Consider the following 25,586-nt stretch of genomic DNA (forward strand, 5'->3'; position numbering starts at 1 on the left):
GTCTCCCTGTCCTACGTCGCTCGCCGATTACTTCGCGGTGAAGTAGGTGTCGTAGATCGTCTGGTAGTCGCCGCTGTCGCGGAGATCCTGCAGCGCGCCGTCGATAGCCTCGCGCAGAGCATCCTTCTCGCCCTTCGCGAAGGCGAAGCCGTAGGACTCGCCGGTCTCGTACTCCTCGACGATCTTGTAGGCGCTGTCGGCCTTCTCGTGCTCGAGGTTCACCGGCTGGTCCTGCAGGATCGCGTCGATCTGACCGGCCTGCATGGCGGGCCACAGCTCACCGTCGGAGGGGTACTGCACGAGCTGCGCGCCCTCGGCGTTCTCGGTCGCGTACGACTCGCCGGTCGTGCCCTGCTGGACGCCGACGTTCTTGCCCGACAGGTCGTCGATCGACTCGATGCCGGAGTCCGTGCGGACGAGCAGCGACTGCAGCGACTCGTAGTACGGCTCGGAGAAGTCGATGTTCGCCTTGCGCTCGTCGGTGATGGTCATCGCGGAGGCGCCGATGTCGCACTGTCCTGCGGCGAGGGTGGTGCCCGACTGCAGAGCGTCGAAGCCGACATCCTGCACCGCGAGCTTGAGGTCGAGCTCCTTGGCGATCGCGTCGAGCAGATCGATGTCGAAGCCGGTGTAGCCGGTGCCGTTGTCGCCGCCCTCGAACTCGAAGGGCGCGTAGGGGATGTCGGAGCAGACGGTCAGCGTGCCGGCCTCGATGAGGTCGTACTCGTCGCCCGCCGCCGGCTCACCGGATCCGGCACCTGACCCGGTCGCGCAGCCTGCGAGGGCGAGGGTGGCGGTCGCGGCGAGCGCGATCCCGGCGATGAAGTTGCGACGCTGCATGTCAGCTCCTGAAGGACGAGGGTGTGTTTCCCACGGACGGGTAGGAGAACATCTAAACATGCGCCACCCGGCCGAACGTGCCGCCAGCCGCCCTCAGCGGATCACATTTGTGTTGCAAGTGTGACCGAATATGACAGCCGTGTTACAGGTCACCCGGCACCGATTGTTCACCTTGCCTGAGTATCCTCTGGCCAAAAGCCCGAGCCGACGCGCTCCGGATTCGGAGGAGACCCGATCATGGCCAAGAAGACCCCTGCACAGCGCACCGCAGAGGCGGCTCTCGATGCCGCGAAGGATGCGGCGAAGGATGCGAAGAAGCTGATCAAGTCCCTCCCGAAGAAGGACGCCAAGAAGCTCAAGGCACTTGTCGAGGACGCGAAGGACGCGTCGAAGGCTTCCAAGAAGAAGATCGCCGACAAGCCCAAGAAGGTCGCGAAGTCGGCCACGGCTGCCACCGACCGACTGCAGGAGGCCGCAGCCCGACTGCGGGCTCCGAAGAAGAAGGGCTCGGCGAAGGACGCGAGTACGTCCGCCCGAAAGGTCGACAAGAAGGCCGACAAGAAGGCCGACAAAAAGGCCGACAAAAAGGCCGACCAGAAGCTGACGAAGAAGAGCACGACGACGACGACGGCTGCTCCGGTGGAGGCCGAGCCCGAGGTCACGACTCCGAAGGCAGCGACGCCGAAGGTCACGACGCCGAAGGCAGCGACGGCGACCGTCGTGAAGCCCGCGATCCCCGACTCGACGCCCGCAGCCGCCCCGACCGCGGCCCCCACCACCACCTCCGCGGAGCTGGCGTCGCTCACACTCGTCCAGCTCCGCGCCCGCGCACGCGCCCAGGGCCGCACGGGCTACTCGCGCCTCTCGAAGGCCGCCCTGCTCGACCTTCTTGCGAACTGACGTGCAGGAGGCGCTGGACCGCCGTGCCGAGGCGCCGCTCCCCCGGACGCTGATCGACATCCTCCGGGACACGACTCAGCGACACCCCGACGCTTCGGCCGTCGAGGACGCCGACGGTGCCCTGAGCTACGCCGAGCTGCTCGCGCGCGTCTGGCGCGCGGCCGCCGTACTGCGCGAGCACGGCGTGCATCGAGGTGACCGTGTCGGCATCAGGATGACGTCGGGGCGCCGCGATCTGTACATCGCGATCCTCGGGGCGATGGCAGCCGGTGCGGCGTACGTCCCGGTCGATGCGGACGACCCGCAGGAGCGCGCCGACCTCGTGTTCGGCGAGGCTCGGATCGCTGGCATGATCACCGACACCGGCTACCACCCGGCGGATGCCTCCGGTGCAGTTCCTCTCTTCGGCAGTGAGGATCCGCATCCCAGCACTTCCGCGATCCCGATCGTCGCCCCGCCGACGATCGACGACGACGCCTGGATCATCTTCACCTCCGGTTCGACGGGTGTTCCGAAGGGCGTCGCCGTCTCGCATCGCTCCGCAGCGGCGTTCGTCGACGCCGAGGCGCGCCTGTTCCTGCAGGAGGCACCGCTCGGCCCCGGCGACCGCGTGCTCGCAGGGCTCTCGGTGGCGTTCGACGCGTCCTGCGAGGAGATCTGGCTCGCCTGGGGGCATGGCGCATGTCTGGTTCCGGCTCCGCGGGCTCTGGTCCGCTCCGGCGAGGACCTCGGCCCCTGGCTGCTCGGCCATGGCATCACGGTCGTCTCGACCGTCCCCACGCTCGCAGCACTGTGGCCGCAGGATGCGATCGAGAACGTACGCCTGTTGATCTTCGGCGGCGAGGCCTGTCCACCCGAACTGGTCGCGCGGCTGGCATCGGACGGTCGCGAGGTCTGGAACACCTACGGCCCCACCGAAGCCACGGTCGTCGCGTGCGCCTCGCTCATGGATGGCACAGGTCCCGTGCGCATCGGCCTGCCTCTGGACGGATGGTCCCTGGCCGTCGTCGACGCCGACGGCCTCTCGGTGGCCGACGGCGAGGTCGGCGAGCTCATCATCGGCGGGGTGGGCCTCGCCCGCTACCTCGATCCGGCGAAGGATGCGGAGAAGTACGCGCCCATGCCCACGCTCGGATGGGACCGCGCCTACCGCTCGGGAGACCTCGTGCGTCTCGAAGCCGAGGGCCTGATCTTCCAGGGGCGCGCCGACGACCAGGTCAAGATCGGCGGACGTCGGATCGAGCTCGGCGAGGTCGAGGCCGCCCTGCAGTCGCTGACCTCGGTCTCGGCCGCGACAGTCGTCGTGCAGAAGACCGAAACCGGCATGTCGATCCTCGTCGGCTACGTCGTGCCCGATGACGGCTTCGACAGGCAGGTGGCGCGTGGCGAACTCGCCGACACTCTGCCTGCACCGCTCATCCCCCTGCTGGCGACCGTCGATGATCTGCCGGTGCGCACGTCCGGAAAAGTCGACAAGGCGGCGCTCCCCTGGCCCCTCGACGCCGGCGACGCGAGCGACTCCTCACTGTCGGGCACTGCCGCGTGGCTCGCCGAGCAGTGGTACGCCGTTCTCGGCATCCGCCCCGGTGGCGAGGACGCCGACTTCTTCCAGCTCGGCGGTGGATCCCTCGCCGCCGCGCAGCTTGTCTCGCGACTGCGCACCCGAGCCCCCGAGTTCACGATGACCGACGTCTACGATCTGCCGCGTCTCCGCCAGATGGCGGATGCCGTCGACGATGAGGCAGACGACGAGCACACCGAGGAGAGGGTCTTCAGCCAGCAGGCGCCCACGCCCAGACGCATGCAGTGGGTGCAGACGATCGCCGGGCTGCCCCTGTTCGTGTTCACCGGCATCCGATGGCTGCTGTTCCTGCTCGCCGCGAGCTGGATCCTGCGACTGACTCCGGGCTTCGAGTTCCTGCCGGACGTTCCGGTGTGGACGATCATCGTCGGCCTGCTGATCTTCGTGACTCCCCTGGGCAAGATGACGATCGCCGCGGTCGCCGCCCGTCTGCTGCTCGCAGGCCTCCGCCCGGGCGACTACCCGCGCGGCGGCGGCGTGCACCTGCGTCTCTGGCTCGCCGAGCAGATCGCGCAGCAGGTCGACCCGGTGGGCCTCGCTGGGGCCCCCTGGGTCGTGTACTACGCACGAGCGCTCGGCGCCCGCATCCACAAGGATGTCGACCTGCACACGGTGCCTCCGATCACCGGCATGCTCGACATCGGCGCCGGAGCGTCGATCGAACCGGAGGTGGATCTCACCGGTTACTGGATCGACGGCGACACCGTGCGCATCGGCGGCATCCGTATCGGCGCCGACGCGACCATCGGTGCGCGCAGCACTCTCGCCCCCGGCACCAAGATCGGCCGTGGCGCCGAGATCGCGCCGGGCTCGGCCGTGTTCGGGCGTGTGCGCTCCGGGCAGCGCTGGGCCGGATCTCCGGCAGCACGCGTCGGCGGTGTCTCGAAGCCGTTCGCGGCCGGCCGTCCTCCGCGCCGCACCCGTTGGCTGTGGGCCTACGCCGCTTCCTCCGCGGTGCTCGGCACCCTGCCCGTCGTCTCTCTGGCCACCGGGGCCTGGGTGGTGGCGCTCGGCATCCGAGGAGCTGAATCCCTCACGTCCGCGATTCCCGGCATCCTGGCGCTGCTCGTGCCCGCCGTGCTGCTCGCGGGTCTGGTGTTCGCCGTCCTCGTGCTGACTCTGGTGCGTCTGCTCGGCCTCGGCCTGTCAGAGGGCGTGTACCCCGTGCGCTCGCGCATCGCGTGGCAGGCGTGGACGACCGAGCGTCTGCTCGACTCCGCCCGCACCTTCCTCTTCCCCCTGTATTCGAGCATCGCCACCCCGCTCTGGCTCCGTGCCCTCGGAGCTGATGTCGGCCGCGACGTCGAGGCGTCGACGGTGCTGCTCATTCCGAAACTCACGACCATCGCCGACGGCGCCTTCCTCGCCGACGACACGATGGTCGCGACGTACGAGCTGCAGGGTGGATGGATGCGGCTGGGCACCGCGCGCATAGGCAAGCGCGCGTTCCTCGGAAACTCCGGCATGGCCTCCGGTGGCCACAACGTGCCGCGCGACGGCCTGGTCGCCGTGCTGTCGGTCGCACCGCCCAAGGCCAAGGCGGGCTCATCGTGGCTGGGCTCGCCCGCCGCGCGACTGCGCCGTGTGGTCAACGACGCCGATCTCGAGCGCACGTATCGCCCGCGCCCGGGACTCCGCCTCGCGCGAGCTCTCTGGGAGCTGTGCCGCATCATCCCGGTGTTCGTGACCTGCGCGATCGGAGTGAGTGTGATGCTCGTGCTCGCCGCGGTGGTCGAGGCCTGGGGGCTCGCATGGGCCGTGGTGCTCTCGAGCGCCGTGATGCTCGCCGCAGGCGCCTTCGCCGCTCTGATCACCACCGCCGCCAAGTGGCTGATCGTGGGGCCGATCCGGGCCGGCGAGCATCCGCTCTGGTCGAGCTTCGTGTGGCGCACGGAGGTGTCGGACACCTTCACGGAGATGGTGGCCGCGCCTTGGTTCGCCAACGCCGCATCGGGCACTCCTGCCCTCGCCATCTGGCTGCGCACGCTCGGGGCGAAGATCGGCCGAGGCGTCTGGACCGACAGCTACTGGCTGCCGGAGCCCGACCTCGTCACGCTCGGCGACGGCGCCACGGTGAACCGCGGATGTGTGGTTCAGACGCATCTGTTCCATGATCGTGTCATGAGCATCGACGCAGTGACCCTCGAGAACGGTGCGACACTCGGCCCGCACAGTGTGATCCTGCCCGCGGCGACGATCGGGGCCGATGCGACCGTTGGCCCGGCCTCGCTGGTGATGCGCGGCGAGTTCGTGCCGATCGGCAGTCGATGGAGCGGGAACCCCATCGGCCCGTGGCGCGCGGTCAAGGTGCGCTCCTACCAGGCGTCCGACGCATGACCGTCGACCCGTACACCCCGCACAGCGGCGATCGGCGCTACGGGGTGTTGCACTACGACCTGGCGCTCGACTACCGAGTCACCACGAACCGTCTCGTGGGTACAGCGACGATCAGACTGCGGATGCGGGAGTCCGCGAAGCACGTCTCCTTCGACCTCGTCGGGCTGAAGGCGACGAAGGTGCGGGTCAGCGGCGACCGCGCCGCGTCTTTCCGACAGGACGATCGGCGGATCAAGGTGATCTTCGGGAGCGAACGGGCCGGCGGCGACGAGATCACCGTGACCGTCGACTACTCCGGCGCTCCGTCACCTCGCCGTACGCGGTGGGGACTCCTCGGGTGGGAGGAGCTCGAAGACGGCGTGCTCGTCGCCTCCCAGCCGACGGGCGCCCCGACCTGGTTCCCCTGCAATGACATCCCCTCCGACAAGGCGACCTATCGTCTGGAGTTCACCTCCGACCACGAGTACACCGTCGTGAGCGGCGGGGCCGCCACACGGTCGACGCAGCGGGGCCGCACGCGGTGGACCTTCCACCAACCGGTGCCGACCGCCACCTATCTCATGACCGTGCAGATCGGTCAGTACGACGACGACCGGATCGATCTCGGTGCGACTCCCGGCAGGCTGTTCCACCCACGGGCGCTCGCATCGCGGGTGCGCTCCGACTTCGCCGCATTGCCGCAGATGATGGACGCCTTCGTCTCCGCCTTCGGCCCGTATCCGTACGAGTCGTACAAGGTCGTCGTCACACCGGACGTTCTCGAGATCCCCCTCGAAGCGCAGGGCATGGCGATCTTCGGAGCCAATCACGTCGACGGTGCGGGGGGCAGCGACCGTCTCATCGCCCACGAGCTCGCTCATCAGTGGTTCGGGAACAGCGTCGGGGTCGCCCGCTGGCAGGACATCTGGCTGAATGAGGGCTACGCCTGCTACGCGGAGTGGCTGTGGTCTGAAGCGTCGGGCGGGCCCTCTGCTCAGGCGAAGGCCGTTGCGCATCACCGCCACCTACGCACACTGCCACAGGATCTGGTTCTGTCAGATCCCGGCGCGAACGACATGTTCGACGACCGCGTGTACAAGCGCGGCGCTCTCACGCTTCACGCGTTGCGAGTGACGATCGGCGACGAGGTCTTCTTCGCCCTCACGCGGGAGTGGACGACCCGCTTCGCCCGGCTCGCCGTGACGAGCGACGATTTCCTCGGTCTCGTCGACGAGATCGCCGGAGGGCAGGCACGGGCCCTGGTGCGCACCTGGATAGACGAGCTGGCGCTGCCTGCGCTTCCCCCGGCCCAGGCGCCGAGCCGCGCGTAGGCGTTCCGCACGATAGTCAGGAGCTGCCGCTGCCGCGGGACTGTGCGGATGCCGCGAGACGTCCCGCGACTCGCGTCAGCCGAGCGCGATGCTCAGCACGTGTCCGGGTGGGCCCGAGAGGGTCGCGACCTCGATACGAGTCACGCCTCCGGGGAGGGCAGCCGACCATACACGCGGATGCACGTCACGCGGCCCGTCGTGCATGATCACCGCGCTCGGATCGATTTCGAAACCTCGGCCGTCCGCCTTGACCGCCGCCTCGACGCGCGTCCATCCAGCCAGATCGGGTGCTGCATCTTCTCGAAACAGCGAGCCCAGCTCGCTGACACGACCGGCGGCCGTCTGCGCCTCGACATCCACGCCGAGTCGGACGATCCCCGCGGCGGCGGCCACCACGACGAGGTCGCCGGCGTGACTCACGCTGAGCGAGACGTCCGCGGTGCGCGGACGACCATGCTCCCCGCCGCACCGGTGGCACCGGCTGTCGACCAGAACCTCCCCCGGGCCCCGAGTACTCTGAACCAGCGCACGGATCAGAGCCCTGCCTGCAAGGAACCCGCGCGCGCGGTCACCGCTGAGCTCACGGAATCGGTCGAGCTGTGTCTGCCCCATCGCGGCGACGTCGGCGTGGGTGAACTTCTCCAGTTCGGACGTCCGCGCCCACGCGACGGTCACCTCTCGCCAGGAGATCTGCCCCATGATCCCGCTTCTGTCTCGTCAGACGGCGGTCGCGGATCGACGGCTAGATCTCGAAGTCGACAGCGGCACGCGAAGCGACGACCGACCGCACGTACGCGACGACCTCTTCGTGCGCCGGATGCACCTGATACTCCTCGAGCGCGGCGATCGAGTCGAAGTCCGCGACGAGGGTGACATCCCAGTTGCTGTCTGGGTAGGCGGCGTTCGCGCCCGCCGAGATGGAGCGCAACTGCGGCACGACGCCGTCGAGGGCGTTGAGCCGACGGGCCACCTCTGCGGCCTGCTCGGCGCGCTCGCCTGTGTCCTCAGCGGCCAGCTTCCAGGTGACGACGTGACGGATCATCGCAAGTCCTTTCCCACTGCGTCCTCCTGGACGGCCTCTTCGAGAGCATCACGCAGTCGGTCGGCGGACAGCCGCCAGTGCGCGTGCAGGTCGCCGTCGATCAGGACGACGGGGATCTTCTCCCACCACAGCTCGTAGAGCGAAGGATCGTCGGCGATCGAGGCCTCCACGATCTCGATGCGCTCAGCCGCGGCATCCGGAAGCTCGGCGACCACCGCGTCGATGATCTCGGACGCGACGTCGCACAGATGGCAGTCGGGCTTGCCGATGAGGGTCAGCGTGGTCACGCCGAGGGCACCTCGACAGATCGCCCCTGTGCGATCCACTCACCGGTGCCGCCTTCGACGTTCGTCGCGTCGTAACCGCGGGACTCGAGCGCCTCGACGACGCGAGCCGACCGGCCGCCCGCCTGGCAGATCACATCGAACGACTCCGACGGAAGCTCTTCGAGTCGATTGCCGATCTCGGACATCGGGATGTTGACGGCACCCGGAACGTGGCCCGCGGCGAACTCATCGACCTCGCGGACGTCGATGAGCGGGGTGTTCGAGCGCTCGGCGAGCTCGGTGACGGTGATCGACTTCATGGCATGCTCCTGCGACGAGTGGGAAACCGGGGGTAGAGACACAAAGCGCCCGTCCGGAGACAGGCGCTCGTGTCTGGTCGCTTACTTCTTGTTGCGACGCTGGTGGCGAGTCTTACGAAGCAGCTTGCGGTGCTTCTTCTTCGCCATGCGCTTGCGGCGCTTCTTGATGACAGAACCCACGGAAACCTCACTAAGTCAGTGGCTGGGTGTCGTCGGTGACGGACACCCGGGTACGGGCACGGAAAAATGCCTCGGATCAGTCTAGCAAATCGTGGAGCTCCTGCTGCACGCCCCTGCCGGACGGTCGCCGAGGGTTCAGCCCACGTCGGCAATGGGCCGCTGCAGCGCGTCGGCGACCGCGGACTCCGGAACTCGGAAACTGCGACCGAAGCGGATGGCAGGCAGCTCCCCAGCGTGCACCATCCGATAGACGGTCATCTTCGACACGCGCATGAGTTCGGCGACCTCGGCCACCGTAAGGAACCGGACATCAGGAACCTCGGGCATCCCACGTACCCCTTTCTCGATTGTGCACACTCTATGGGGAACCTGGGACGCGTGTAAACCCATGTGGCCTGTGTGATCAGCGAGGAGTCCCAGCAGAGACATAGGATGTATGCCGGATCCGCTCAGAATGCTCTGACAAGGTGATCCCACGACTCACGATGGCACCATCCCGAGTCCACGTGGGCTGGGGCCCACGGCTTCGCCCCTGACGACATGCCCCCCGATCGTCAGGGGCGACGTGTGCCCGCGGGCGGAGTCAGGCGCCGAATCGCTTGAGCGCCGTCTCCACGACGTGCTTCGCGGACGCGGCTGCGCGACCGACCACCTCGGCGGCGTGCGCGGCACTGCCGGGCAGCGGCTGCCCGGGGTAGTCGATGTCCGGCGCGTCGTCACCGTATGCGTCCATCAGGAAAGGCACGAGCCAGTCGTCCACGACCCCGAGCGGCTGCACGGCCAGGCTGTAGAAGCGGCGCTGACCGTCTTCTCGCACGCTGACGAGTTCGGCCTCGCGGAGCACCTTCAGATGCTTCGAGACGGTCGGCTGGCTGATGCCCAGATCGGCGACGATCTGGCTGACGCTCGTGCCGGCATCCCCTTCGGTGGTGCGACGCAGGAGGAGCTGGAGGATGTCTCGCCTCGTACCGTCTGCGATCACGTCGAAGATGTCCGTCATGTGATCAGGGTAGTCGTCCCCGGCACGGAGTACCATGACGAAGGCTCGGCGATCGGCGTCGTGCAGCCGCAGAAGGCGGAGCAGGAAGAAAGAAGGGGGACGCGATGTCGGGCATCGTTTCGGCGTCGTCCCCTCGACAGCGGCTCCAGAACGCCGCTTCCTGGGGCAAGCACCTGATCACGTCGTCGCCCTCGCGCTTCGCGATCGTGATCTTCGCGCTCCTCATCCTCGTCTTCACCGTGCTGCTCTCGCTGCCGATCGCGTCGGCCTCGCGCACCGTCACACCGCTGGCCGACGCGCTGTTCACCGCGGTCTCCACAATCTGCGTCACGGGCCTCGCGACCGTCGACATGGCGACCCACTGGTCACCGTTCGGTCATGTGCTGATCTTCGTCGGTGTGAACATCGGCGCCCTCGGAGTGCTGACTCTCGCGTCGCTGATGGGCATGCTGATCTCCAAGCGGCTCGGCCTGCGCGCCAAGCTCATGGCCGCGGGCGACACGAACCCGATGCGCGCGCACGGCGGTGTGGTCAACGAAAGCCAGACCGTGCGGCTGGGCGAGGTCGGCCAGCTGCTGACGACGGTCGCGGTCTCAGCCCTGATCATCGAGGGCGCGCTCGCCATCCTGCTCTATCCCGCACTCGTGATGGCCGGCGTCGAGCCGATCGCGGCACTGTGGGAGGCCCCGTACTTCGCCGCCATGGCCTTCACCAACACCGGCTTCGCGCCGAACGCCGGTGGCGTGGCGGTGTTCGCCGACGACTATCTGGTGCTGTCGCTGCTGATGGTCGGGGTGTTCCTCGGAAGCATCGGCTTCCCGGTGATCTACACCCTCGCCAAGCATGTCTGGCACGTCAAGAAGTGGTCGCTGCACACCAAGCTCACCCTCGTCACCACCGTGCTGCTGTTCGTGCTCGGCGCCGTCGTGTTCCTCGTCCTCGAGTACGCCAACCCGAAGACCTTCGGGTCGATGGATGCGGCGGATACGACGTTCCAGGCGTTCTTCCTCTCGGCGATGACACGCTCGGGCGGATTCAACGTGATCGAGATGGATGACCTGAACGGCTCGTCGCTGCTCGCCGCCAGCATGCTGATGTTCGTCGGCGGCGGCTCGGCATCCACCGCCGGCGGGATCAAGGTCACGACGCTCGCGGTGCTCGCGATCGCCGTGTGGTCGGAGGCGAAAGGGCGCCAGTCCGTCGAGGCGTTCGGTCGACGCATCCCCAGCGACGTCCAGCGCGTCGCCCTCAGCGTCGTCGCATGGGGCGCCACGATCGTGGCGCTCTCGACGATCATCATCTCCCAGATCACCAAAGCCGACATCAGCCATGTCCTCTTCGACGTGATCTCGGCTTTCGGCACCGTCGGACTCTCGACCGGGCTCACCGCAGAGCTTCCCGACTCCGCCTCGTACGTGCTCGCGACCACCATCTTCATGGGGCGCGTTGGTACAGTGACTCTCGCCGCGGCGGTCGCCGCGACATCGCGAACGCAGTACTACTCACTGCCCGTGGAAAGGCCGATCGTTGGTTGAAGTCCTCCGGGGCGACGCGCCCGTCCTCGTCATCGGTCTCGGCCGGTTCGGCGCCGCCTGTGCGGGCGAACTCGACCGCCTCGACCGCGAGGTCCTCGCGATCGACGACAACCTCGAGCTCGTGCAGAAGTGGTCGGACCGCGTCACGCACACAGTGCAGGCCGACGCCAAGAACATCGACGCGCTGCGTCAGATCGGTGCGCAGGACTTCCAGGTCGCCGTCGTCGCCGTCGGCTCGTCGATCGAGGCGTCGGTGCTGATCACCGCGAACCTCGTCGACCTCAAGGTCCCGCAGATCTGGGCGAAGGCGGTCTCGCAGTCGCACGGCAAGATCCTCGCCCGCGTCGGCGCCAACCACGTGATCTACCCCGAGCGCGAAGCCGGCGAGCGCGTCGCGCATCTCGTCTCGGGTCGGATGCTCGACTTCATCCGCTTCGACGACGACTTCGTGCTGGCCAAGATGTACCCGCCGAAGTTCATCCGCGGAGTCGGTCTGAACGAATCGGGCGTGCGCAGCAAGTACAAGGTCACCGTCGTCGGAGTGAAGAGTCCCGGCAAGCCGTTCCGCTACGCCGAGGCGAACACGATCGTCACCAATCACGACCTCATCATCGTCTCGGGCACCAACAGCGACATCGAGCGCTTCGCCGCACTCGACCGCTGACCGGCATCCGCTCGCGCGTCAGGCGTCGATGTCGAGCGTCAGGTCGACGATGTCATCTAGCGTGATGCCCTCGCGATCCTGAAGGACCTTCTTGATCGGCACGATGTATCCGCCGTCCTTGGGCCAGAGTGCGGTCGTCACCGTGGTGCTCCCGATCGTCACGGATGCAGGGATCATGCCCCATCCGTAGGTGACGACGCTCGCCACGTCGCCGATCATCTCGCTCTCGGCCGGCGGCACGGTGACGAAATGGAACGGCGCGGGACCGCGCCAGAACCAGATCGCGCCCGAGAACCGCAGCTGCATGTCAGGCTCCGGCCGCCATTTCCTTGGCGCGCGCGAGGGCTGCGGCAGCAGCGTCAGCGAAGGTGCGGTCGAGGTGCGCGTCCTGCAGCACGGCGACCGCTCGTTCGGTGGTGCCCTTCGGACTCGTGACGCGGCGACGGAGCTCGGACGGCTCCTCCCCCGACACATCGAGCAGCGCGGTCGCCCCGATGAATGTCTGCTCCACCATGGTGCGCGCGTCGGTCTCACTGAATCCCATGCCGACAGCGGCCTTCGTCAGCTCCTCGATCAGCAGGTACACGTAGGCGGGACCAGAGCCCGAGATGGTCGACAGCGCGTCGATCTGCGACTCGGGAACCTCTACGACAGCCCCCACGGTCTCGAAGAGGCGGTGCACGAGGGCGAGGTCGTCGGCGGACGCCGCAGGGCCCGCCGCGAGACCGGTGACTCCCTTGCCGACCGTAGACGGCGTGTTCGGCATCGACCGGATGACCCGCACTTCGGCGCCGAGGTTGTCTGCGAAGGTCTGCAGGGTGACGCCCGCAGCGAGGCTCACGACGATCACGTCGTCGGTGAGATGCGGTGCGATCTCGCGCAGCAGATCGGGCACCATCGCGGGCTTCACCCCGACCATGACGATCCGGGCATTCGCGACCGCATCCGCGTTGCCGTCGGGGGTCTCGGACAGGGCGATGCTCCTGACCCCGTCGAGGTCGGCGAGGGCCGCCGCCTTCTCGGGTGTGCGGTTCGTGGCCGTGATTCCGCCTTCGACCCGGATGCCGGATGCGACCACCCCGCGGAGGATCGCACCCCCCATCGAACCGGCACCGAGGAACGCGAGAGAGGGAAGAGACTCAGCCATGTCGTCATCCTACGGCGGGCGCACCCGGCTTCCGAGGACGAGCGGATCTAGACTCGACGCATGAGTGCATCCGGCGGCGGCAAGGCCATTCTCGCGGCGTTCCTGGCGAACCTGGGCATCGCCCTGGCGAAGTTCGTGGCATGGGCGCTCTCGGGATCCGCCTCGATGCTCGCCGAGGCGATCCACTCGGTCGCTGACTCCGGCAATCAACTGCTGCTCATGCTGGGCGGCCGCAAGGCCAAGCGAGAGGCCGACCGGGCGCATCCGTTCGGGTACGGCCGGGAGCGCTACGTCTACGCGTTCGTCGTGTCGATCATCCTGTTCTCGGTCGGTGGCCTGTTCGCGATCTACGAGGCGATCGACAAGCTCACCCACCCGCACGAGCTCGATCCGACCTGGTGGTGGCTCCCGATCGTCGTGCTGGTGATCGCGATCGGACTCGAGTCGTTCTCGTTGCGCACCGCGGTGAAGGAGAGCAACCTCGTCCGCGATGAGGATCAGTCCTGGGTGTCGTTCGTGAGGCGTGCGAAGGCGCCCGAGCTGCCCGTCGTGCTGTTGGAAGATGTCGGGGCTCTCACCGGACTGACCTTCGCCCTGCTCGGTGTCGGTCTGACCGTGATCACCGGGAACCCGGTCTTCGACGCCCTCGGCACACTGATGATCGGCATCCTGCTCGTGGTCATCGCGATCGTGCTCGGGATCGAGACCAAGAGCCTGCTCGTGGGCGAGGGAGCCACCCCCGCCGATCACGACCGCATCGTCGACGCGATCAACGCCGGCGACGAGATCGAGAAGATCATCCACATGAAGACGCTGTATCTCGGGCCCGATGAGCTGATGGTCGCGGCGAAGATCGCGCTCAACGCCGACAAGCCGCTGCGCGAAGCGGCGGTCGACATCGACGCGATCGAGGCGCGGATCCGCGAAGCCGTTCCGACTGCCCGAGTCATCTACATCGAGCCCGACGTCTACCGGCCATCGCTCGACCCCGAACCGTCCACCGACGTGTTCGTGCTCAAGTCGTCCGACTGATCTTGGTCGCTCTCCGCCGTCTCAGCGGCGCTGGTCGAAGAAGTCGCGCAGCAGTACGGTGGCTGCGTCAGCGTCGATCCCTCCGATGACCTCGGCCCTATAGGGAAGTCGTCGGTCGCGGAGCACGTCGTACATCGACCCCGCCGCGCCTGCCTTCTCGTCCCAGGCGCCGAACACGACGCGCCCGATGCGCGCCTGCAGGATCGCGCCCGCGCACATGACGCACGGTTCCAACGTCACCACGAGAGTGTGGCCGTCGAGATTCCAGGAACCGACGGATGCCGCCGCCGCGCGCAGCGCCTCGACCTCCGCGTGACCGGTCGGATCGTGCGTCGTCTCGCGGTTGTTGCGGCCCTCGGCGACGATCCGGCCTTCGTCGTCGAGAACCACCGCGCCGACGGGGATCTCGGATGCCGCCGCCGCTTCGGCCGCGAGCTCGAGCGCTCGGCCCATCGCGATCTGGTCGGCGGCGGTCATGCGTCGAGCCTACCGACAGCGCGGCCGCCCTCGTCGGGCCCTCCCGTGCATCCGATGTCGTGCGGGGGCGTCCGGCGCATTAGCCTGTATCCATGCGTGTCCACGTCGCCGACCACCCTCTCGTCACTCACAAGCTGTCGGTCCTGCGCGACCACCGCACACCGTCGCCCGTGTTCCGCCAGTTGACGGAGGAGCTCGTGACGCTCCTCGCGTACGAGGCGACACGCAACGTGAGGGTCAGCCCGGTCGAGATCACCACGCCGGTGACGACGACGATGGGCGTGAAGATCTCCGAGCCTCGCCCCATCGTCGTGCCCATCCTGCGCGCAGGCCTCGGCATGCTCGAGGGTCTCGTCAAGCTGCTGCCGACCGCCGAGGTCGGCTTCCTCGGCATGGTCCGTGACGAGACGACCTTCGAGCCGACGACCTACGCCGAGCGTCTTCCTGATGACCTCAGCGACCGCCAGTGCTTCGCGATCGACCCGATGCTGGCCACCGGCGGCTCGCTGGCCGCAGCGATCCAGTTCCTCTTCGACCGCGGGGCCAAGGACGTCACGGCGATCTGCCTGCTCGGCACGCCTGAGGGCGTCGCCGCGATCGAGGCACTCGTCGGCGATCGAGATGTCACGCTCGTGCTCGGGGCACTCGATGAGCGTCTCAACGACAAGGGCTATATCGTCCCCGGGCTCGGCGACGCTGGAGACCGTCTGTACGGCACGGTCTGACGCGCGCGTCTCGTCGGACGGCGCACATGCCGTCGACCCTGCTCACACCTTCAGCGAGTAGGCGCGTTCGTCTCCGTAGTGCGTGAAACCGGCTCTCGCGAGGATCGGCGCAGACGTGGCGGTGCGACCTTTGACCAGCGCCGTGGTCGCTCCGAATGATGCACTGACGCGCAGTCGTTCGGCGAGGACCGCCCGGTAGGCGCCTCGGCCACGAGCTTCCTCGAGAGTGGCGGCGCCCCACAGGCGCGCGAACCCGTCGACGATCGTGCATCCGCCGGTGCTCACCGCCCGACCATCGAGACGCGCGAGCACGCGGACGTGTGTGCCGGCTTCGAACGCCGAGACCACTTCGTCGAGTTCGGTCCTCAGCCCGTCTTCGTCGAGTGGCTGCTGCTGCCAGACGGGCACGTTGATCGCGTCGACCTCGCGCACCTGGTCGATCGTCCGCACGATCTCTGCGGTGGTCTGCGACGGAACGCCGATCTCGGCGCCGGCGATCTCGAGGGCGAACACCGCGACCGTGTCGATGTGCTCGGCTCCGCGGCGGAGGAGCTCGTCTTCGAGATCGGGACGATCGGATTCGTTGGTCCAGAACCGGAGCTCGCCCTCGCCCCAGTCCCTGGTGCGATCGATGGCGCGATCGAGGACCGCGCCCGCATCAGCATCGGTGTCGACCTGCGAGGCTCGCACACCGCCGCCGAATCGCTCGGGGTACCGCACCAGCTGCAGATCTGTCTTCTCGTGCTCGCTGTCGCGAGGAAACCACACCCACGCGGCTGAGGCGCGCAGGATCTCGTCCGTCGTGTGCATCGTGATGTCTCCCTGCAGTGCGGGTCAGCCTGCGGCGCCGACGAGTCGGGCGAAGGCACTCAGCCGCACCACGCCTTCGGGCGTGCGGGGAAGGTCGTCGAGCAGCGCCGGCGAGTGGATCAGATACGCCGCGACCTGCGCTCTGGAGATCGCGACATTCAGTCGATTCTGAAGCAGCAGGAACTCCGGTCCGCGCGGGGCGTCGCGCCCGCTGGATGCGGCAAGCGACGTGATCGAGACCACAGCCTCCTTGCCCTGGAAGTTGTCGACGGTGCCGACGGGCACATCGGGGAACCCGGCCGCGTCGAGCGCGTCGAGAACCAGCTGACGCTGCGCGTTGTACGGCGCGACGACGATGATGTCGCTCTGCGCGAGAGGCCGCACCGTGGCATCCGCGTCGTTGTCGGTGAACGCGCGACCGACGAGATCTCGCACCAGCGCCACGACCTGTGCCGCCTCTTCGGGCGACTGCGTGGCATTTCCGCGATGCCGGAGCGGGACGATGTGCAGCCCCGGGTCGATGCCCTCGAGCGACCTCAGCTCGGTGCCGGGGGCTGAGGCCAGCTGGCCGGCATAGGCGAGGTTCGACACGGCGGCGGCGACGAACGGGTGCATCCGCCAGGACCGCGCCAGGAAGTACCCATGGTCGGGCCGGACGACCGGATCGCCCTCCATGACCCACCCGAGAGCGGAGGTGTCGACGGGCTCGGGGTGTGCTCCCTGACTCACCTGCGGAAGCTGCTGAGGGTCGCCGAGAAGCAGCAGCCGCTTCGCCCCCGCGGCGACGGCGATCGTCGAGGCGAGGGAGAACTGGCCCGCTTCGTCCACCACGAGCAGATCGAGGCCCCCACGCTCGACGCGCGACGTGTTGCTGAAGTCCCAGGCCGTGCCTCCGACGACCGCACCGTGCTGCGCGTGCTCGCCCAGGAAGGATGCCATGCCGTTCTTCGGTATCACCGTGTAGGACGGATCTGCCGAGGAATCCTTCGGTGCCTTCGCTACCTGCGCCGCGGGGACGCCGTCGGCGACCACCCGCTCGAGCAGGTTCTCGATGATCGCGTGCGACTGCGCCACCACACCGACGGTGAAGCCGTGGTCGTTGACGAGGCGCGCGATCACCTGAGAGCCGGTGTAGGTCTTGCCCGTGCCCGGAGGGCCCTGAACCGCGAGGTAGCTGCGGTCGAGGTCGAGGATGCCGCGCACGATCGCGTCGATCGTGTCGTCGCCCTTCGTCGGCAGTGCGTCGCCCGAGACGGTGCGCGGCGGGATGCGACGCAGGATGTCGGTCGCGGCATCGTGCGGGAATCCCGGCGCGGCAGCGTGCACCGTATCGGCCCACTCGTCGATCGCGCCCTGCAGCGAGACGACGCGCGGAGGTGCCGCCGGTGTCAGGGCGAGCGGCAGTTCATCCCACGTCTGCCCCTGGATCGCCGTCTCCGTGATCAGGTAGCCGTCGTCGAGCACCTCGGCGACCGTGACCGTGTGCGGCACGTGCACGGCACGAGACGGCACCTCTGTGTCGAACGGTGCAGGAACGGCGTAGAGCGCGAACGGTTGGGATCCGACACCGAGCGTGGTGCCCGGCGAGACCTCGCCGCGGACCTCGAGGTCGCGCGACATCACTCGACGCCCCTCGGCGACGCTCCACTCACGCCGGATCGTCGATGAGGTGCGGTCGACCCTCACCACGTCGCGCGTGCCGTCCCACATCGTGACCGGCTCGCGGAGCCGCTGGAAGTGCGACACCCAGAAGCTCTTCGCCTCGCGGGGGAAGTAATCGATCGCGGCGGCCGCGATGCGATGCACCTGCCCGTCTTCGCCCGCATCGACCGCTCGCTCGGCGTCGGCGAGCAGCGCCACCGACCGCGGAGAGGGCTCGTAGATCACCTCGTCGGCCTCGTCGGGCGGGGCGGGGTTCACCCCCTCTTTCTTCGCGATCTCGATCAGCCAGTTCCGCAGGCGTCTGGTCGACACGCAGTCGTAGCGGTTGTAGTCGGCGAGGTCGGCGAAGACCGCCTCGGCTTCGGCCTGCTCCCCCGCGGCGGCGAACTCCCGCGCCGCGACGTACTGGACGATCGAATCGTCGCCCTTCTGGACGTCGCTCGTGCGCACGTCTTCGCCCATGTACAGAGGTTCGAGCTTCTTGATCGAGTACGACCTCGATCCGACCCGCACGGTGCGCAGGACCAGCGGATACAGGTCGACGAACACTCCCTCGCGCAGCAGACGATCGATCTCGCCCTCGCGCACGCCATGTCGCGCCGCCATGGCCACGAGGTGAGATGTCTCATACGGGGCGTAGTGGTAGATGTGCATGCCGGGATGCGCCGCGCGGCGCACCTTCACGAAGTCGAGGAATCGCTCGAACGCCTCGCGCTCCGCGGCGAAATCATGCGCCCAGAGCGCGGTGTACTGATCGGTGTTGTCGACCCAGCCGAAGAGGTAGTCGATCCCCCAGTGCGCCTGGCCGTCAGGCGCGGGTTCCGTATAGAGCGGGTCGCCCTCGAAGTCGAAGAAGATGTCACCGTGGCTCGGTACGGGCAGCGTATGGATCGCCGCCGCGTAATGCACGTCATAGGTCGGTGCGCCCTCGGCATCCGCCCTCAGCTGCAGCCGCGCCTGCGCGCGGAGCGTCTCGAACGTGTCGGTGTTCATACCCTCCGGCACATCGGTCGCCGTGGCCAGCGCGTCGATAGTCTCGATTCCTGCCGTGCGCAGCCGCGCGCGCTGCACCGGCCGCATCCGCGCGACCATCAGCAGATCGCGATGCGCGATCACCTGCTCTTCGCAGGTCGCGCAGCGGCCGCATGCCACGATCTCGAGGTCACCGCGGTCATCGCCCCACGCGAGCGCCGCGTCGGAGGACGGGTCGTCGATCCTGCGGTCGGCGATCAGCGCACGCAACCGGGCCCTTCTCACCTGGAAGAGCGGGAGAAGGTCATCGACGGCATGCGTGCTGGTCGATCCGTCGCCGAGCAGGAGATCGACCTCGTCTGACCGAGGGATGCCGAGCCTGTCGAGTTGATCGACGTATGCCGCGAGCTGCATGAGAGCCGTGACTCTGGCCTTGCGGGCGAGCTTGGAATCCTGCACCCGCCAGCGACCGTCGTCATCGCGCTTCAGGAAGTCGGCGAATCCGACGAACTCGGGAGTCGCGAACGCCGCCTGGAACACGACGACGGCGTCGGATCCGAGCGCCTGCACCGTCTCGTCGACGGCTGCCGCGAGCGCCTCGGCGTCGACCGACGAGACCTTCTCGACGCGGTGCACCCGATCGTCGCCGAGGTCATCGATGTACCGCGCGAGGACGTTCTGCTCGTGGACGTCTCCGAGCAGCGCTGCGCGCGCGAGGGTCGCGTCTTCAGGCTCTTCGACCGCCGGCACGCGACCGAGCTTGGCGTCGATCGCCCGACACCACGCGAACTCGCATTCGGCGGCCGCCTTGAGGTCGCTCGCGCTCCAGATGACGCGCTGCGCCTGAGTGTCGATCCGCACGATGCTCCCGTTCTCTCGGATGCTTCGACACTAGCCGCGGCATCCGACACGGGAACACGATGGTCGCGTGTCAGCGCCACCAGGTGTCATCGGGCGTCACCGGCAGGTTCCGCTTGTGCTGGGTGGCGAGGTAGCGCGATTCGATGCGACCCGCCACGTCGGGGTCGACCTCACGCCCCTCGAGGAAGTCGTCGATCTGCTCGTAGGTGAGCCCCAGCTCGTCTTCGTCGGCGCGACCGGGCTGACCGTCGAGGAGATCGGCGGTCGGCACCTTGTAGGCGAGCTGGTCGGGTGCTCCGAGAAGAAGCAGCAGCGAGCGCCCCTGTCTCTTCGACAGGCCCGACAGCGGAAGGATGTCGGCGGCACCGTCGCCGAACTTCGTGTAGAAGCCCGTGACGGCCTCGGCCGCGTGGTCGGTGCCGATCACGAGCAGGCCGTCGTGCCCCGCCAGCGCATACTGCGTCACCATGCGGACTCGTGCCTTGATATTGCCGCGGTTGAAGTCGCTGATGTCGCTCGTGACGGCGAACTCGATGTCCTCCTCGACGCCGTCGACGCCGTTCTGGATGTTCACCTCGACGGACGAGTCGGGGGCGATGAACTCGAGCGCTGCCTCGGCGTCCGCCGCATCGTTCTGCACCCGATAGGGCAGCCGAACCGCGAGGAACTTCGCCTCCCCGCCCTCAGCGCGCACGCGCTCGACCGCGAGCTGCGCCAGACGACCGGCGAGGGTCGAGTCCTGGCCTCCTGAGATGCCGAGCACGAAGCCCTTGGCACCCGTGGTGCGCAGGTAGTCGACGAGGAACCCCACGCGGCGTTCCACCTCGACCTCGGGGTCGATGTCGGACTTCACTCCGAGTGCGTCAGAGATCTGCTGTTGCAGGGTCATGTGTTCCTCCGGTCTACCCGTCGTCAGTATCCTCCTCCAGTGTTACATCGAGATGTCGACGATCGCACGCACTTGACTTCGCGGCGATCGATGCACCTGAGAGGATGGCGGGGTGAAACTTCTCGTCGCAGCCATGGCCTCCGAACTCCAAGCGTTCCCGGAGCATCTCGAGGGATTCGACCAGCTCGTCACCGGCGAGGGCAAGATGCAGGCGGTGTTCGCCCTCACCCGCGCACTCGACGCCAAGGAGTACTCCGAAGTGGTGGTCGTCGGGACCGCCGGTGGTATCGACCCCGAACTCGAAGCGACCGCGCACGAGATCGGCAGCGCGCTGCAACACGACGTGTTCAACCTCGACGGTCTCGCGGGACACCACGTGTCGCTGCCGGCCCGAGTGTCCACGGGTCGCGAGGGCGTGCTGATCGCGACCGGTGACAGCTTCGTCGGCGATGCCGGGATCACCGCCGTCATCCGACGGTCCGGCGCCGGACTGATCGATATGGAGACCTACGCGTACATCTGGGTCGCACAGCAGTTCGGAGTACCGATCCGCGCATTCCGCGCGATCTCGGACCGGGCCGAGGACGGCGCGCTCGTCGACTTCCGCGAGGCGATCGCACGGTGCAGTGTTCAACTGCGCGACGTGATCCGTCGGGAGTACGGCGTCTGAGTACGGTCGCCGTCCGACTCGCGCTCTCGGCGGCGGAACGGCTATGACACGACGGGCGTCTCAGCGCGCGTCGATGACGCTCGGCCCTTCCGGCGTCGCACGCACTCGGAGTTGAGCAGGAATCTGCTCCTGCATCGCCTCGACATGGCTGATCACGCCGACCGTGCGCCCGCCCTGCCGTAGCTCGTCGAGCGTGCGCATCGCGACGTCGAGGGTGTCTCCGTCGAGGGATCCGAATCCTTCGTCGATGAACAGGGTGTCGAGGCGGATGCCGCCGGCGCGCGCCGTGACGACCTCGGCGAGGCCGAGCGCGAGGGCGAGCGAGCTCAGGAACGTCTCTCCTCCTGACAGCGACTGCGCAGGTCTCGTCTGTCCGGTGAAGGCATCGAACACGACGATGCCCAACCCCGACGCGGCTCCGCGGGCGGCCAGTGCGTCGGAGTGGCGGAGTTGGTAGCGCCCGGTCGACATGTCTCCGAGTCGGCGGTTCGCCGCATCGACGATCTCTTCGAGCTCGGCGGCCAGGACGAACGTCTCGAGCGTCATCTTGCGGGTGTTAGCCCCTCGCCCGGCGATGGTGTCGGCGAGGCTGCGGAGCACTTCGTAATCTGCGGCTTCGTCCGCGGTGCGCGCATGCTCCGCAGCCGAAGCCTCGATGATCGCGCTGAGCTGCTCGGCAACGCCGGCCGCTCGCCCTGCCTCATCGACCGCGGCAGACCAGCGCTGCCGCGCGGCGAGCGACGCGCGCTCAGCGGGGCCGGGATCGATCGTCTCCTCCGGAAGGGTGCGGAGCTCCAGCGGCAGGAGGATCGCACGTTCCTTCTCCTTCTGGACCGTGTGCTCGGTGACTCGGCTCTCGAGCGTCGACTGCGCGGCTGTGGAGCGGAGCGCGAGCTCGACCGCAGCGACTCCGTCGAACTCGGACGCCTCGAGCGCCGCATCCTGCTCGGCGTGCGCAGCTGTCGCCGCCGCGGCTCTGCGCGCTCGTTCCGCGGACGCCTCGACCAGGGCCGCCGCGTCCCGGACCTCGGCGAGTGTCGCCGTGAGTCTGTCGGCCACGGTGCCGTACGGCCCTCGCGCTTCGGCGACCGTCGTTCGCATCTCCTCGATCCGCTGAGAGACGAGTGCGTGGGCTTCTCGCGCCGCGGCCAGCGCTGCAGAATCGTGTTCGCGGTCGCCGTCCAGACGACGGATGCGTTCGACCAGAGCGTCGCGCTGCTGCTCGAGCGCGGCCTGTCGAGCTGACGCCTCGGTGCTCTGCGTGTGCGCGGCGGTCGCAGCAGTGAGCTCCGCGACGGCCTCATCGACCTCTCGACCGTCTGCGCGGGTGATCGCCGCGGCGAGTTCGGCGCGTAGCGAAGACTCTGACTTCGCAGCATCCCGCTCACCCCGCGCAAGGAGATCACGGGCGGCCTCGGCCTCGTCGACGTCGTCCGCCGAGACCGGATCAGCGTGCACAGCCGGAGCCGGATGCTCGTGCGAGCCGCACACGGGGCATGCATCGCCGTCTTTCAGAGAACCGGCCAACTCGCCCGCGAAACCGTCCAGTCGCCGCTGCCTGAGCCGGGCGAGGTCATTCTGCGCACCGGCGAGCGCCGAGCTCGCCTGGGCGAGGGCGCGGTCGGCGTCGGCGTGGGCGGCCTCAAGACGGACGGCCTCGAGCGCCGCCGCATGCCGCACAGCGGCAGCGTCTCTTGCTGCGGCCAGGTCTTGCGCACGATCGGCGAGCTGCCTGGCGGCGTCGCGCGCGATAGTGAGGGTTTCGAGCTGAGCGGGGAGCTCGACGCGATCGGCCTCTGCCGCCTCGACGCGCGCTGCAGCAGCCTCGACTGCGGCAGCGGCAGCGGCGAGCTCGACGTCGAGCGCGGAGGCATTCCGTTCGAGCTCTGCAGCCCGTTGCCACGCCCCTGTCTGCCTGGTGCGCTCGGCGATCCATTCCGCCAGGTCGTCCACGACGATGTCGCGCGCGTCCCAGGCCGCGCGTGCTCGCGTCTCGGCGTCGGTCGCCGCATCGAGGGCCGAGGCCGCCGCGACCGCGGCGGCGATCGGAGCTCGCAGCAGCTCCGCCGCCCTGGCATCGCGCAGCTCCCTGCGTGCGTCAGCGATCTGAGGTTCTTCGGCCTCCAGGCGATCGAGCGCGGCTCTCGCGCGATCACGCTCGGTCTGCGCCCGCTGCTCGTCGCGCACGGTCGAGAGCGCGGCATCTGCGGCAGCAGACTGCTTCTCTGCCTCGGCGCGCTCCGCTGCACGACGTTCGGCCCGGTAGTCGGCACGAGCCTTCGCACGGCGCAGACCCTCGAGGCGCTCATCAGTGGTCATCGCGAGCGGTTCTTGCTCGGGCGTGGTCTCGTCGGTCTGCGCCTCGCTGTCGTGGCCGAGGTCGGCGCTGTCGACCAGCCGCTGCGCCTCGTCGAGGCGAGCAGACACCGCGGCGCGTCGAGCACCCAGGGACTGCTCCGCCGCCCTGCGTCTCTCGTCGAACCGCGCCTGCACGTCTTCGAAGCGCTCGGTGCCGAACAGCCGCCTCAACAGCGCCTGTCGCTCTCTGCTGCCTGCGAGGAGGAACTCCGAGAATCGGTTCTGCGCGAGCAGGATGACCTGCAGGAACTGCTCGCGACTGAGCTGCAGGATCTCGTCGAGCTCGTACGCCGCCTCACGTTCCTTCGCGGCGAGACCGATCCATTCTCCGCCGACCATGGTGTCGAGCTGCACGGCCGCCGACTGTATCGTCATGCCGCCGCCGCGCTTCTTCGGACGCTCGTAGTCGGGTGAGCGTCTCACGCGGTATCGCCCGGCCGGGGTACTGAACTCGACCACGACCTCGGTGACGTCGTCGGGCTCGCAATGATCGCTGCGCAATCGCTTCTCGCCGCCCTCGTACCGCGGCACCCCGCCGTAGAGGCCGAAGCATACGGCGTCGAGGATGCTCGATTTGCCGGCACCTGTTCGCCCGGCGATCAGGAAGATCCCGTCGTCGGCGAACGCATCGAAATCGACCGTCTGCCGCTCGCGGAACGGGCCGAACCCTTCGACCTCGAGTCGGTGCAGCTGCATCAGAGCACCTTCTTCGCTGTCAGAGCATGATCGCAGTCACGCGTCACCGGGCCGGATCGAGTCGTCGCCGCGTTGGATCGAGTCATCGCCGGACTAGATGAGCGCTTCGGCGCGGACGCGGTCGTCGAGGACTTCGCGGATCAGCTCGCCCTCACGCTCCGTCGCGCCATGGCCCGAGCGCACGTGTTCGAGGAAGGCCTCGATGCGCTCGGGGTCGGTGACGGCACCGCGCAGTCTCTCGACGTAGGAGCGCTCGACCGCCTCGAACGTCTCGGAGGGCTGATGCTGCACCATCGCGCAGTGCGGGTACCGCTCGCGAAGCCTGCGCATCGGCTCGGTCTGGGCGAGCGCATCGGTGTACACCGCGCACACCCAGTCGTCGGCGTGCGCCGAGACGTTCTCGGGTGAAAAGATCTCGTCGAGCGTGCCGGTCAGCGTGACGAGACGGCGCGGCACGGGCAACTCGAGCCAGTCGACCGACGCGAGGCCTGTCGCATCGAGCTCGACCAGCCACGACCCTCGAGGCTTGTTCTGCTCTCCGAAGCTGTAGTGCAGCGGAGCGCCCGAGTAGCGCACGCGCTCGCTGATCTGCTGGCGTCCGTGGATGTGGCCGAGGGCGACGTAGTCGGGGCCGTCGAACACCGCCAGCGGCACGACGTCGAGGCCGCCCTGGCGCACCTCGCGCTCGAGGCCGATCGTGGCGTCGACCCCGGCGGAGAAGCAGTGGGCGATCGCGACCGATCGACCGGGGTGCTCGGCCATGCCCGCACGGACCAGATCCATCGCGTGAGCGAGGGTCTGCGCCTGTGTGCGGAGGTCGGCCCCGATCCAGTGCTGACGGACGATCGCCGGTTCGAGGTACGGGATGCCGTAGAACCGCACCGGACCATCCGCATCCGTCAACGTCACCGGGGTGCCGATCTCGAGGGGATCGGTCAGCACGTGAATTCCGTCGCGCAGCAGGCGCGCCTGGAATCCGAGGCGAGCGGCGGAGTCGTGGTTGCCGCTCGTGACGATCACCCGGGCGCCCGTCTCGTGCAGCGCCACCAGAGCGTCGCCGAGCAGCGTGTAGGCGGCGCCCGCCGGCGTCGCCGAATCGAAGATGTCACCCGCGACGATCACGACGTCGACCGCGTTCTTCCGAACCTGCTCCGTGAGCGCCTCGAGCACCTCGGCCAGCGCGTCCATGGTCGAGTTGCCATGGAAGGTGCGGCCGATGTGCCAGTCGGAGGTGTGCAGGATTCGCATACTCACACGGTACGAAGAGCCACCGACATTTGGCCCGAGGCGTGCCGCAGCGAGCGTTCCTGA

Annotated in this window: 24 protein-coding genes; 8 read left to right on the forward strand and 16 right to left on the reverse strand. The window is 68.2% G+C overall.

Annotated features, from left to right (window positions below):
* Window positions 1-27: 27 nt before the first annotated feature.
* Window positions 28-840, reverse strand: a complete 813-nt coding sequence (locus ACQ4LY_RS01305) for a basic amino acid ABC transporter substrate-binding protein (RefSeq protein ID WP_431074198.1) — start codon at window positions 838-840, stop codon at window positions 28-30.
* Between the two features lie 237 nt (window positions 841-1,077).
* Here ACQ4LY_RS01305 and ACQ4LY_RS01310 point away from each other — a divergent pair, with 237 nt between their 5' ends.
* From ACQ4LY_RS01310 to ACQ4LY_RS01320, 3 genes are read left to right on the forward strand one after another with little or no spacing between them, the layout of a single operon-like run.
* Entirely contained in the window at window positions 1,078-1,740 is a 663-nt protein-coding gene (locus ACQ4LY_RS01310; protein WP_431074199.1) for a hypothetical protein, read from the forward strand.
* 1 nt (window position 1,741) lies between these two features.
* Complete coding sequence (locus ACQ4LY_RS01315; RefSeq protein ID WP_431074200.1) at window positions 1,742-5,659, forward strand: Pls/PosA family non-ribosomal peptide synthetase; 3,918 nt, start codon at window positions 1,742-1,744, stop codon at window positions 5,657-5,659.
* Window positions 5,656-6,969 (forward strand): M1 family metallopeptidase, encoded by a 1,314-nt coding sequence (locus ACQ4LY_RS01320; RefSeq protein ID WP_431074201.1) that lies wholly within the window; start codon window positions 5,656-5,658, stop codon window positions 6,967-6,969. The genes ACQ4LY_RS01315 and ACQ4LY_RS01320 overlap by 4 nt, the downstream gene beginning before the upstream one ends.
* A gap of 75 nt (window positions 6,970-7,044) precedes the next feature.
* Here the strand turns inward: ACQ4LY_RS01320 and ACQ4LY_RS01325 are convergent, their stop codons facing one another.
* The 7 genes from ACQ4LY_RS01325 to ACQ4LY_RS01355 all read right to left on the reverse strand — a co-directional run bounded on the left by ACQ4LY_RS01325 (window position 7,045) and on the right by ACQ4LY_RS01355 (window position 9,777).
* A complete protein-coding gene (locus tag ACQ4LY_RS01325) occupies window positions 7,045-7,668 on the reverse strand; it encodes a 4'-phosphopantetheinyl transferase family protein (RefSeq protein ID WP_431074202.1) in 624 nt (207 codons plus the stop codon).
* A 43-nt stretch (window positions 7,669-7,711) separates the two neighbouring features.
* Window positions 7,712-8,011 (reverse strand): Dabb family protein, encoded by a 300-nt coding sequence (locus ACQ4LY_RS01330; RefSeq protein ID WP_431074203.1) that lies wholly within the window; start codon window positions 8,009-8,011, stop codon window positions 7,712-7,714.
* A complete protein-coding gene (locus ACQ4LY_RS01335; protein ID WP_431074204.1) occupies window positions 8,008-8,298 on the reverse strand; it encodes a glutaredoxin family protein in 291 nt (96 codons plus the stop codon). Before ACQ4LY_RS01335 ends, ACQ4LY_RS01330 begins: the two co-directional genes overlap by 4 nt.
* On the reverse strand, window positions 8,295-8,597 hold the full coding sequence (locus ACQ4LY_RS01340) for a rhodanese-like domain-containing protein (protein WP_056309450.1): 303 nt from the start codon (window positions 8,595-8,597) through the stop codon (window positions 8,295-8,297). Before ACQ4LY_RS01340 ends, ACQ4LY_RS01335 begins: the two co-directional genes overlap by 4 nt.
* Window positions 8,598-8,678: 81 nt before the next feature.
* Entirely contained in the window at window positions 8,679-8,777 is a 99-nt protein-coding gene (locus ACQ4LY_RS01345) for a 30S ribosomal protein bS22 (RefSeq protein WP_003792170.1), read from the reverse strand.
* A 135-nt stretch (window positions 8,778-8,912) separates the two neighbouring features.
* On the reverse strand, window positions 8,913-9,104 hold the full coding sequence (locus tag ACQ4LY_RS01350; RefSeq protein ID WP_042538977.1) for a helix-turn-helix domain-containing protein: 192 nt from the start codon (window positions 9,102-9,104) through the stop codon (window positions 8,913-8,915).
* Between the two features lie 256 nt (window positions 9,105-9,360).
* Entirely contained in the window at window positions 9,361-9,777 is a 417-nt protein-coding gene (locus tag ACQ4LY_RS01355) for an ArsR/SmtB family transcription factor (protein WP_431074205.1), read from the reverse strand.
* Window positions 9,778-9,881: 104 nt separating this feature from the next.
* Between ACQ4LY_RS01355 and ACQ4LY_RS01360 the strand changes: the two genes are divergently transcribed.
* Window positions 9,882-11,312, forward strand: a complete 1,431-nt coding sequence (locus tag ACQ4LY_RS01360; protein ID WP_056309453.1) for a TrkH family potassium uptake protein — start codon at window positions 9,882-9,884, stop codon at window positions 11,310-11,312.
* Window positions 11,305-11,976, forward strand: a complete 672-nt coding sequence (locus ACQ4LY_RS01365; protein ID WP_047520565.1) for a potassium channel family protein — start codon at window positions 11,305-11,307, stop codon at window positions 11,974-11,976. The genes ACQ4LY_RS01360 and ACQ4LY_RS01365 overlap by 8 nt, the downstream gene beginning before the upstream one ends.
* 18 nt (window positions 11,977-11,994) lie before the next feature.
* Here the strand turns inward: ACQ4LY_RS01365 and ACQ4LY_RS01370 are convergent, their stop codons facing one another.
* Together ACQ4LY_RS01370 and proC are read right to left on the reverse strand one after the other, a co-directional pair.
* On the reverse strand, window positions 11,995-12,282 hold the full coding sequence (locus tag ACQ4LY_RS01370; RefSeq protein ID WP_431074206.1) for a DUF1905 domain-containing protein: 288 nt from the start codon (window positions 12,280-12,282) through the stop codon (window positions 11,995-11,997).
* A 1-nt stretch (window position 12,283) separates the two neighbouring features.
* Window positions 12,284-13,123: a pyrroline-5-carboxylate reductase gene (proC, locus tag ACQ4LY_RS01375; RefSeq protein WP_431074207.1), complete on the reverse strand. Its 840-nt coding sequence runs from the start codon at window positions 13,121-13,123 to the stop codon at window positions 12,284-12,286.
* 60 nt (window positions 13,124-13,183) lie between these two features.
* On the opposite strand from proC, the gene ACQ4LY_RS01380 reads away from it, so the two are divergent.
* The gene (locus ACQ4LY_RS01380; protein ID WP_431074208.1) at window positions 13,184-14,155 is read left to right on the forward strand and encodes a cation diffusion facilitator family transporter; all 972 of its coding nucleotides are present in this window, start codon (window positions 13,184-13,186) and stop codon (window positions 14,153-14,155) included.
* Between the two features lie 21 nt (window positions 14,156-14,176).
* Here the strand turns inward: ACQ4LY_RS01380 and tadA are convergent, their stop codons facing one another.
* A complete protein-coding gene (tadA, locus tag ACQ4LY_RS01385; protein WP_431074209.1) occupies window positions 14,177-14,632 on the reverse strand; it encodes a tRNA adenosine(34) deaminase TadA in 456 nt (151 codons plus the stop codon).
* Between the two features lie 92 nt (window positions 14,633-14,724).
* Between tadA and upp the strand changes: the two genes are divergently transcribed.
* Window positions 14,725-15,357, forward strand: a complete 633-nt coding sequence (gene upp / locus ACQ4LY_RS01390; protein WP_431074210.1) for a uracil phosphoribosyltransferase — start codon at window positions 14,725-14,727, stop codon at window positions 15,355-15,357.
* A gap of 42 nt (window positions 15,358-15,399) precedes the next feature.
* Here the strand turns inward: upp and ACQ4LY_RS01395 are convergent, their stop codons facing one another.
* The 3 genes from ACQ4LY_RS01395 to nadE all read right to left on the reverse strand — a co-directional run bounded on the left by ACQ4LY_RS01395 (window position 15,400) and on the right by nadE (window position 20,551).
* Entirely contained in the window at window positions 15,400-16,167 is a 768-nt protein-coding gene (locus ACQ4LY_RS01395; RefSeq protein ID WP_431074211.1) for a hypothetical protein, read from the reverse strand.
* A gap of 24 nt (window positions 16,168-16,191) precedes the next feature.
* Complete coding sequence (locus ACQ4LY_RS01400; RefSeq protein ID WP_431074212.1) at window positions 16,192-19,662, reverse strand: TM0106 family RecB-like putative nuclease; 3,471 nt, start codon at window positions 19,660-19,662, stop codon at window positions 16,192-16,194.
* Between the two features lie 70 nt (window positions 19,663-19,732).
* Window positions 19,733-20,551, reverse strand: coding sequence for an ammonia-dependent NAD(+) synthetase (gene nadE / locus ACQ4LY_RS01405; protein ID WP_431074213.1), 819 nt, complete (start codon window positions 20,549-20,551; stop codon window positions 19,733-19,735).
* A gap of 112 nt (window positions 20,552-20,663) precedes the next feature.
* On the opposite strand from nadE, the gene ACQ4LY_RS01410 reads away from it, so the two are divergent.
* Window positions 20,664-21,221, forward strand: a complete 558-nt coding sequence (locus ACQ4LY_RS01410) for a nucleoside phosphorylase (RefSeq protein ID WP_431074214.1) — start codon at window positions 20,664-20,666, stop codon at window positions 21,219-21,221.
* Window positions 21,222-21,281: 60 nt separating this feature from the next.
* Here ACQ4LY_RS01410 and ACQ4LY_RS01415 read toward each other — a convergent pair whose 3' ends face one another.
* Window positions 21,282-24,275 (reverse strand): AAA family ATPase, encoded by a 2,994-nt coding sequence (locus tag ACQ4LY_RS01415; protein ID WP_431074215.1) that lies wholly within the window; start codon window positions 24,273-24,275, stop codon window positions 21,282-21,284.
* Window positions 24,276-24,368: 93 nt separating this feature from the next.
* Window positions 24,369-25,523 carry an exonuclease SbcCD subunit D gene (locus ACQ4LY_RS01420; protein WP_431074216.1) on the reverse strand — a complete coding sequence of 385 codons (1,155 nt, stop codon included), beginning with the start codon at window positions 25,521-25,523 and terminating at the stop codon, window positions 24,369-24,371.
* Window positions 25,524-25,586 lie beyond the last annotated feature (63 nt).

This window comes from Microbacterium phyllosphaerae (assembly GCF_050628115.1).
Taxonomy (GTDB): Bacteria; Actinomycetota; Actinomycetes; order Actinomycetales; family Microbacteriaceae; genus Microbacterium; species Microbacterium phyllosphaerae_A.

What these genes read in the sequence shown, in the direction of transcription:
- ACQ4LY_RS01420 (WP_431074216.1), bottom strand. Translation starts at nt 25,523, where the DNA reads ATGCGAATCCTGCACACCTCCGACTGGCACATCGGCCGCACCTTCCAT.
- ACQ4LY_RS01360 (WP_056309453.1), top strand. Translation starts at nt 9,882, where the DNA reads ATGTCGGGCATCGTTTCGGCGTCGTCCCCTCGACAGCGGCTCCAGAAC.
- ACQ4LY_RS01380 (WP_431074208.1), top strand. Translation starts at nt 13,184, where the DNA reads ATGAGTGCATCCGGCGGCGGCAAGGCCATTCTCGCGGCGTTCCTGGCG.
- ACQ4LY_RS01310 (WP_431074199.1), top strand. Translation starts at nt 1,078, where the DNA reads ATGGCCAAGAAGACCCCTGCACAGCGCACCGCAGAGGCGGCTCTCGAT.
- nadE (WP_431074213.1), bottom strand. Translation starts at nt 20,551, where the DNA reads ATGACCCTGCAACAGCAGATCTCTGACGCACTCGGAGTGAAGTCCGAC.
- ACQ4LY_RS01350 (WP_042538977.1), bottom strand. Translation starts at nt 9,104, where the DNA reads ATGCCCGAGGTTCCTGATGTCCGGTTCCTTACGGTGGCCGAGGTCGCC.
- ACQ4LY_RS01370 (WP_431074206.1), bottom strand. Translation starts at nt 12,282, where the DNA reads ATGCAGCTGCGGTTCTCGGGCGCGATCTGGTTCTGGCGCGGTCCCGCG.
- ACQ4LY_RS01415 (WP_431074215.1), bottom strand. Translation starts at nt 24,275, where the DNA reads ATGCAGCTGCACCGACTCGAGGTCGAAGGGTTCGGCCCGTTCCGCGAG.
- ACQ4LY_RS01305 (WP_431074198.1), bottom strand. Translation starts at nt 840, where the DNA reads ATGCAGCGTCGCAACTTCATCGCCGGGATCGCGCTCGCCGCGACCGCC.
- ACQ4LY_RS01325 (WP_431074202.1), bottom strand. Translation starts at nt 7,668, where the DNA reads ATGGGGCAGATCTCCTGGCGAGAGGTGACCGTCGCGTGGGCGCGGACG.
- ACQ4LY_RS01340 (WP_056309450.1), bottom strand. Translation starts at nt 8,597, where the DNA reads ATGAAGTCGATCACCGTCACCGAGCTCGCCGAGCGCTCGAACACCCCG.
- ACQ4LY_RS01395 (WP_431074211.1), bottom strand. Translation starts at nt 16,167, where the DNA reads ATGCACACGACGGACGAGATCCTGCGCGCCTCAGCCGCGTGGGTGTGG.
- ACQ4LY_RS01355 (WP_431074205.1), bottom strand. Translation starts at nt 9,777, where the DNA reads ATGACGGACATCTTCGACGTGATCGCAGACGGTACGAGGCGAGACATC.
- ACQ4LY_RS01330 (WP_431074203.1), bottom strand. Translation starts at nt 8,011, where the DNA reads ATGATCCGTCACGTCGTCACCTGGAAGCTGGCCGCTGAGGACACAGGC.
- tadA (WP_431074209.1), bottom strand. Translation starts at nt 14,632, where the DNA reads ATGACCGCCGCCGACCAGATCGCGATGGGCCGAGCGCTCGAGCTCGCG.
- ACQ4LY_RS01320 (WP_431074201.1), top strand. Translation starts at nt 5,656, where the DNA reads ATGACCGTCGACCCGTACACCCCGCACAGCGGCGATCGGCGCTACGGG.
- upp (WP_431074210.1), top strand. Translation starts at nt 14,725, where the DNA reads ATGCGTGTCCACGTCGCCGACCACCCTCTCGTCACTCACAAGCTGTCG.
- proC (WP_431074207.1), bottom strand. Translation starts at nt 13,123, where the DNA reads ATGGCTGAGTCTCTTCCCTCTCTCGCGTTCCTCGGTGCCGGTTCGATG.